Source organism: Candidatus Cloacimonadota bacterium (genome assembly GCA_028706475.1).
Taxonomy (GTDB): domain Bacteria; phylum Cloacimonadota; class Cloacimonadia; order Cloacimonadales; family Cloacimonadaceae; genus UBA5456.
In genome coordinates this window covers 1-7,822 of record JAQWBI010000061.1, presented here as the reverse complement: position 1 = coordinate 7,822, position 7,822 = coordinate 1, and the positions used below count along the sequence as shown (strand labels likewise).

Annotated in this window: 5 protein-coding genes; all 5 read right to left on the bottom strand. The window is 45.9% G+C overall.

Going from position 1 to position 7,822, the window contains the following annotated elements:
* Positions 1-296: 296 nt before the first annotated feature.
* The 5 genes from manA to PHF32_08130 are packed head-to-tail and all read right to left on the bottom strand — an operon-like array spanning position 297 to position 7,574.
* Positions 297-1,442, bottom strand: coding sequence for a mannose-6-phosphate isomerase, class I (gene manA, locus PHF32_08150; protein ID MDD4560687.1), 1,146 nt, complete (start codon positions 1,440-1,442; stop codon positions 297-299).
* A gap of 8 nt (positions 1,443-1,450) precedes the next feature.
* Positions 1,451-2,881 (bottom strand): MBOAT family protein, encoded by a 1,431-nt coding sequence (locus tag PHF32_08145; protein MDD4560686.1) that lies wholly within the window; start codon positions 2,879-2,881, stop codon positions 1,451-1,453.
* A 32-nt stretch (positions 2,882-2,913) separates the two neighbouring features.
* Positions 2,914-4,200 (bottom strand): GDSL-type esterase/lipase family protein, encoded by a 1,287-nt coding sequence (locus tag PHF32_08140; protein MDD4560685.1) that lies wholly within the window; start codon positions 4,198-4,200, stop codon positions 2,914-2,916.
* Positions 4,197-5,654 carry a hypothetical protein gene (locus PHF32_08135; protein MDD4560684.1) on the bottom strand — a complete coding sequence of 486 codons (1,458 nt, stop codon included), beginning with the start codon at positions 5,652-5,654 and terminating at the stop codon, positions 4,197-4,199. Before PHF32_08135 ends, PHF32_08140 begins: the two co-directional genes overlap by 4 nt.
* Before the next feature lie 30 nt (positions 5,655-5,684).
* Complete coding sequence (locus PHF32_08130) at positions 5,685-7,574, bottom strand: transketolase (protein ID MDD4560683.1); 1,890 nt, start codon at positions 7,572-7,574, stop codon at positions 5,685-5,687.
* Between the last annotated feature and the right edge of the window lie 248 nt (positions 7,575-7,822).

Below are 7,822 nucleotides of genomic sequence, written 5' to 3'. Positions count from 1 at the left end.
CTAAAGCATAAAGCAACAATAATATACGAGGTGTTTTTGTCAAGAAGTATTTTAAGCTATTTTACTGCCTCTCAATCACATGGGCTACTGGGAAAGATTAGCAGATAAAAGTTCATAAAACAAGGGAATCGTAAATTCGGTTCCCTTTTGTATAATGAGTGCTGAAGCTGATATAAAGCTGTTATCATGCAGTGTTCACTCGATGATAACGGGATCATATCTACTTCGGCACTCCTTTTTGTTATGAGCGTGAGTAGATAGCGGAGGACTACTGGCAGCAGTATGACGAGCGGGTTCTACGCCAGGGCAGAGCATGCCATCACTAAATCTGCTTTGCCCTTCAAATCCACATCCTGTTGAGCTGCTGGGATTATCGCGGCATCACCTTGCTTGAGATGCAGGATTTCTTCTTCGCAGATCATTTGGCATTCACCTTCCAAGGCAAGAACAATGCGCGCACCTTTCTGCCGTGGAAGGGAAAACTCGCCATTCAGACGGATGCGGGAAAGCAGAAAGTCGTCCACAGGAACTTGATAATGCACAATATCTCCGTATGAATCTCCAGAGCTTATTATCTGCGCTTTGTATGGCTCGTTCCGCATTACTCCAAGTAGCTCTTCTACATCGATGTGTTTGGGACTCAATCCTGCTCTTAGTACATTGTCTCCGGATGCCATTATCTCGATCCCGGCTCCTTCCAGGTAAGCGTGAATGATGCCTGCCTCCAAGAAGATTGCTTCAAATGGTTGCAGGCAGATCAGGTTCAGAAACATGGGGGAGAGTACCGACGGATCCTGAGGATATAGCTGTAGAAGCTTTTTACTCCAGATTAGTTCATCCTGCCATTTGTCTTTCTTTGGCAGATTGCACAGGTGATCAGCCAATCCCGGTAAAGGCTTGCGTTGAAGGATTTCCCTGTACAGAAAAGTAAAACCTTCGGAATCTGGTCCTTGGGCAAAGTCTGTGAAGCTTTCAAAAAGATTGTTCAGGCCAAAGTAAGTAAAAATCTCCACAATCTCCGGGTATTCACGAATACCGCAGAGCGCATGGAAGGGCGTGAGCGCAAGTATCATCTCCGGTTTGTGATTTCTGTCCCGATAGTTGCGATTGGGGGCATCCAAAGGGATCTTCAAAGCGTTTTCGCGTTCAAAACCGATCTCCGCCTGGTGTTTCGAGGGGTGAACCTGGATCGAGAGCGCTTCCCGGGCAGCGAGGATCTTCAATAGGAAAGGTAGTTCGGTTTTCTCTTTGCCCAACCAATACACGGGATTTTCCGAAATGGCATGATTCAAATATCTATTATCTACCAAAGAGGGTGCTTTGGGATGAGCTGAATACCAGGCTTCAGCCAAAGCTCCTGTTTCGTGAATCTTCAGAAAGTTTTGAATAAAAGTATGTGATCCCCAGTCATATCGTTGTAGGGCAGGCAGAATATAATTCATTGATCCTCCTAAAACTGGAAGTAGATAAAGGGTTGGATATCTGCACTACGTGCTTGGAAGAGAAGCCATATTACCAATGACATCAAAAGAGACTGTAATGGCAAAGGTAATTTGTAGAGGAATCTCTGATAGTGTTTTTCCCAGCTATCTGGTTGCCAGTGTGCCAAAAAGCCAATTACAATCAGGAATGCAATCACGCTGTACTCATTGATCCACTGACTGAATAGAGCAGCATTGAAGGATGTAGTGATGCGCTTGATAATGTTGAGGGAATTCTCGAAGCTATTGCTGCGGAAGAATATCCAACTGAAGCAGACAAAATGGAAGGTAATGATAGTACTGAAGATCTGGATGACGCGGTTTTTTGCCAGTTTGGTATTGATCCAGGCTTTGTCCAGCACCAGAGCTACACCGTGCATACCTCCCCAAAACACAAAGTTCCAACTGGCACCGTGCCACAATCCGCCCAGAAGCATTGTTGTCATCAGATTCATATGCTGGCGGATTTTTCCTTTGCGATTGCCACCCAAAGGTATGTAGAGATAATCTCTCAACCAGGAGGAAAGTGAGATATGCCATCTCCGCCAGAAATCCGTAATACTATGCGCTTTGTAGGGACTGTTGAAGTTTATAGGAAGATCAAAACCCAATAGAGCTGCCAAGCCGATGGCGATGTCGGAATAACCGCTGAAATCGCAGTAAATCTGCAGGGCGTAGGCATAAACGCCAAAGAGATTCTCCATGCCCGAAAAGAGCATGGGATTGTCGAAAACCCTATCCACGAAATTTACCGATAGATAGTCGGCAATAATCCCTTTCTTCAGTAAACCGGCAAAGATCAGCACCAAAGCTCTTGATATTGTATCCTTATCAAGATGTATCTCCCGGTTGATCTGAGGGATAAAGTAGCTGGCGCGTACGATTGGGCCTGCTACCAGTTGGGGGAAGAAGGATACAAAAAAGGCGAAGTCTTTGAAGCTATGGATAGGTTTCAGCTTGCCAAAATAGACGTCGAGTGTGTAGCTCCAGGTCTGGAAAGTAAAGAAACTGATCCCGACCGGCAGAAAGATGTCCATGGCAGGTAAGCTGCCACCGGAGATCTGGTTTATGGTCTCAATTATGAAATTCGTATATTTATAATAACCCAGAGTACCCAGATTCCAGATCAGGCTGCACATCAGCCATGCTCTCTTTGAAGCTTGTTTCTTGCTTTTGTATATTGCATGACCCAGGTAAAAATTCACAGCGGCAGTGATCAGCAAAAGACATACGAAGAGACCGGAAGTCTTGAAGTAAAAATATAGTGAGGCTATTAGCAGATACCATGTTCTGGTCTGATACCGATTTGCCAATAGGGGATAAAACAGTATTACTACAATGAAAAAGAAGAGGAAGAAGGTACTGTTGAACAACAGCGGATTCTGTGGATCGTAATTCATGGTGCTAAGAACCTGATTTAGAATGTGTTGCACTAGTTGTTCCTCGTCTCGGAAAAAGTCTTGTAACCCTTTATCAGCGCTTGGTAAAAGAGGTGTCCCTGCAGCATATACCCCTTTGGAGTAAAATGAAGATGGTCCTTCGCCGCCATTGAGTTTGAGCGCCATTTCACAATGCTGCCAGCTCCACCCATCACCTCATACAGATCCCAAAATGCGTGTCCATGCTCTTCAGCATAGGCGCGGATAATGTCGGCCACATTCACGATGTCCCGGTTTGTCTTGCCAGCTTTGCGTGAATCAGGCGGCAGAGTAAACAGGATAGGAGTATCTAGATTACTCTCTTCCAGCCTGGTCATAAAGCTTAAAAGATTCTTTCGAAACACTTCAGCACGAAATTTCCCCTGGGCGTCGTTTGTACCCAGGGAAATCAGGATCAGATCAGGTTTCAATAGCGGTATCTGCTCAAACATCATATCCTGATCTACCAATGTGTAAAAACCTGCGCCATTCACTCCCATAGAGTGATACAACAGGCCTGCTTCGTCCCGCTCCAGGCTGATGCCATACAGTTCGCTCATATCCTGCGGTAAGTGGATGTCGGCAGAATTTTCCAAACCTTGAAATAGAAGATGATGAATGGAGTATCCCTCAAGCTCACTTCGATCCAGGCTAATGGTATTCACTTGGTTTTCTAAAACCATTCTGGCATCTTTGTTGGCATATAGCTTTGCTTGATCGAAAGTGCATTCTATCTTGAAGAATGAATTGGTCTTTATCTTCAGTTCAGATTCAGCCTGATTGGCGAGAGTATATCCGCTAAGGCTGCGGGGATTATCGATGCGGCGAAAGCTGTTTTTGGAGCTTATCTGATAATCATCAGGCTGATTTGTCCCGGATAGCCTGTAGGGAAAGATCAAGCCCCGTCCGGCATTTCCAAAATACTTTTGCAGAGCACTGCGTGCCGTTCCGCTAAAATACCCGCTTTGCATATGGGAATCACCAATCTGAAATATCGTAACCTGATCGCGGAGTCCGTTGCGCAATTGCAGCAGCTTCATATAAAAAGGTTCCAGAGCGCCTTGATCGTTCTCCAACACATTCTTTGCGGGATCGATAAACTTGTAGCTTTTCAGGTAGGTATCGCTATCTAAAAGTAAGTAATAGCTTTGGATGAATTCTTCCAGAGTATCGAGGTCTTCCGGGTATTCCTCTTCACTAAAGATATCGGGTTCGTGTTCCACGCCGGATTTGGCAAAACTGAGTAAAAACAAAGATCCGAAGAGCATCAGCACCATCAGGAATGCTTCTTTCTTTCTCAATTCTCTTTCCTCAAAAAATCTATCAGAAGTTCTGCGATTTTATCTGCTCCACGTCTGGTAAAATGAGTAAAGTCCTTTCCGGCCAGGGGAGGATTTTGGTGTACATAGCCTAGCATGGAGTTGTATCCCCCCATAGCTTCATAGAGATTCCAGAAGGCACAACCGGTATCCAGGGCTACATCACCTTGAGCTTTTACCAATAACGGAATATCGGGAGAGGTCTTGTACACTCCATGGTCTTTGATGCTGCGATCATGAACACTTACAACTAATATCGGTACATCTTTCAGCGCTTTCTGCAGATGGCGGATCGTGCGGGTCATGGCAAGTTTGTAATTCTCATAATTGGTATTTTTGGGATTCGAGATATTCCCGCCATATTGCATCACTACCAGGTCGTAATCCAGATACCTTTGAAAGGCTGAGAGAGTGTTTTCGTGAATGCGCTGAAAGTATAATCCCGAATAGCCCCGGATGGGGAAGTTATCTACATACACACCTTTATCTTCGTCAAAGGATACACCGTAGAGGTGGATGGGATCATGAGCAGAAAACTCTAGCTTCAGGGTAGTGATCGGGCTATCGGGACTGATATCCAGGGCATGAAGCTCATCTCCGCTCTCCAGAGTCTTATGTTCATATGGACCTGAGTTGTAGCTTACCTTTACTACAGAACTCTCTGAGGCATGGCTGTAAAAAAGCTTGATTCGGGTGAATACAGGGGAGCCGCCGGCATTTCCTGCTCCCTTGTATTCCACCCAGGGATCGTAATCTACATAGAATCGGGTGATCTCTGTCCGTGGTTCTTCCGTCTCTTTGGTAGCCAGACTGTCTGCGCGGAGACTGTCTGCACTGAACAGAGTATCGGTAGCCACAGGGCTGATCGTTTTGCTGGCAACATAATAGGGACGAGGGATAAAAGTATAACCGGTAATGCCTAGAGAAACATCATTCTTGTCCAGATTCATAAAGGAGATGCTTTCCCAATTTCTAGAAAACTTGTGTTGGATGGTTTGCCGGAATCCGGATACGATGGATGTAATCGGCATCATCCCTACACCCTGTCCGCCATATACGCTCTGCAATTTATAGCGGAGGGGCGCAGTAAGCAAGTCGCCTTCGATAATAGAATCGCTATAATAAGCTATGCGTATATGCTTTTCTCTCTTGCCCAATAGAGAGGAATCAAACAAGGGACTTTGCCCTGTTATGGGGCTCATTGATCTCATTTTTTGAATGAAGGGGCGCAACTCCTTGGACGCATGCTCCGGGGTTTTGTGATGCATGGTCAGGCTATCTACGGGAGCCTGTTTATCGAATAGCGCTTCAAACCAACTCATCTTGCGGATGGGGAAGATGTCGTTGCTATAGGCAGGTAGGAGCTTTGCCAATACTCCAGTAAAAAACGCCGCCATCAAGAGGAGGGCGGCGGGTCTTACAAAATCTCGATTCATAGATGCTTGTATCCAATTTTTGAATCAATTTTAGTTAAGGGCTTTCCGTATTCTTCCAATCAAAGAAACGCTATCCAGCCCATAAGCTTTATACAACTCCTCAGACTCACCGGAACAGGGATATGAATCTACTCCAATGGGGATTAGTGTGCTCCTCACACCTGTTTCGATCATCACTCTAGCTATTGTGCTGGCCAAACCACCATGGATGCTATGGTCTTCAACGCTGATGATCGGCCCTTTTCGTGCTGCTTCTGTGATAAGCTTTGCCGGGATATCCAGAGGGCAGGATACCACTATCAGTTCCACAAACAGCCCTTCTTCCCGCAATACATCTACGGCCTTCAAAGCACGTGCTGTGGGAGTGCCACACACAAATACACTGCCTCTGTCTCCGATCCGCAATACATCAGCTTTGCCATATTCGAAGCAATAATCCGTGTTGTAATACACTTCTCCATCCTGATCTTTCAGAATGGGCAGCTTGGAACGTCCCATCGTCACTATATAGTTTCCGGGTTTGTCAATCAGCCAACGGATCACGCGGTCAGTTTGATTGGCATCTGCCGGACATATTATCCTGGTATCAAAGAGATTGCGGGCAAGAGAGATATAGTCTACACACTGATGTGTCTTGCCATCTGCGCCTACATCAATCCCGACATGAGTAACCACGGTTTTCAGATTAGTGTGATTGATATCGTTCAAACGTTGCATATTGTAGGTTTCATCAATGCCAAACACACCAAAATCGGACCAGAAACACTGGATGCCCATAGTGGAAAGAGCTCCGCTGAGTACAGCTGCATGATGCTCCATAATGCCAGTCTGTAGAAAGCGTCCTGGCAGGGTATCACGGAATTCGCCAGTCTTCACACTGCCAGCAAGATCGCAATCGACTATTACTATAGGAGATTCATTGTCTTTATTCAGGATTCCCAGGTCAGCGATGGCTTTGCCCCAAGCGCTGCGGCAATCGCTATCCGAGCTGTATAACACTGGTTTTCCGGGTTTTAATTTGTATTCCGGATGAAAATCTACCTTGGCTTTGCTTTCCTTTGGCTCATACGTGTCCCGCATCTGTTGGTACTTGCTGATTTCATTGGCTACACCGAGTTCGGTAAGTGCCTGGGCACATTGTTCTTTGGATAGTGTGGAGCCATGGTATTTGGCGTTGTTTTCCATGAAGCTTACGCCTTTGCCCATTATAGTGTGAGCAAGGATCATCACGGGGCTTCCGGCATTACGTGCGGTGTCCAGAGTCTGAAGAATCTGAGCGATATCATGACCGTTTACTTCCATCACCTGCCAACCGTCGGATTCCCAATTCTTGCGGATGTTCTGTGGCATCACCTCGTGGATGGAACCGGATATCTGCAATTGATTGTAGTCCACTATCGCCGTGAGGTTATCCAGCTTGAACTTGGAGGCAAAACGCCTTGCTTCGCTTAATTGCCCCTTTTGCTGTTCTCCGTCTCCCATTAGCACATAAACATGGCTGCCCAGATTCTTGATCTTGGAACCTATGGCAAAACCAGCAGCCGCAGAAAGACCTTGACCCAAGTTTCCAGTACTCCACTCCACACCGGGTACATCACGCTCTATGTGCCCTTCAAAGATGCTGCCAAACTTGCGAAACTGGTGTATTGCGTCATCAAGTGGGAAGTATCCCATGATGCCCAAAGTGCTGTAAACTGCCGGAGATATGTGCCCAATGGACACAACCATGCGATCGCGTTCCTCCCACCCAGGGTATTCAGGATTGTGACGCATGGTGTTGTATATACATAACAGCATGTCTATGCTGGACATAGAGCCACCGGGATGGCCGCTGCCTGAAAGTGTGGTCATGTGCAATATCGCTTGTCGTGCTCTTAATGCTTGCTTTGTGATCTTGTCGATGAGTTCTACTCTACTCACTCTATTACCTCTGTATTTATAGTTATCCGATTGTGATGATGGATATCCCATTTCAAATGCCAGATTAAATATGGGCGATTGCGGTCAAGGAAAAAATAGCAGTCTAAGGTCTATGATACTGGGAGACTGTTCAATACCTCCCACTTCATTATGCTACTTTCCTTGTGTTCTTAGAGAAAAGCAGGTCGAGATGGTTCCAAGCGAGCTTTTCTTGACAAATTTGGGAGATATTTAGACTGGCGATCAGC

Bases quoted from the DNA above. Each gene is read 5' to 3' on its own strand.
- manA (MDD4560687.1), bottom strand. From the start codon at position 1,442: ATGAATTATATTCTGCCTGCCCTACAACGATATGACTGGGGATCACAT.
- PHF32_08145 (MDD4560686.1), bottom strand. From the start codon at position 2,881: ATGAATTACGATCCACAGAATCCGCTGTTGTTCAACAGTACCTTCTTC.
- PHF32_08135 (MDD4560684.1), bottom strand. From the start codon at position 5,654: ATGAATCGAGATTTTGTAAGACCCGCCGCCCTCCTCTTGATGGCGGCG.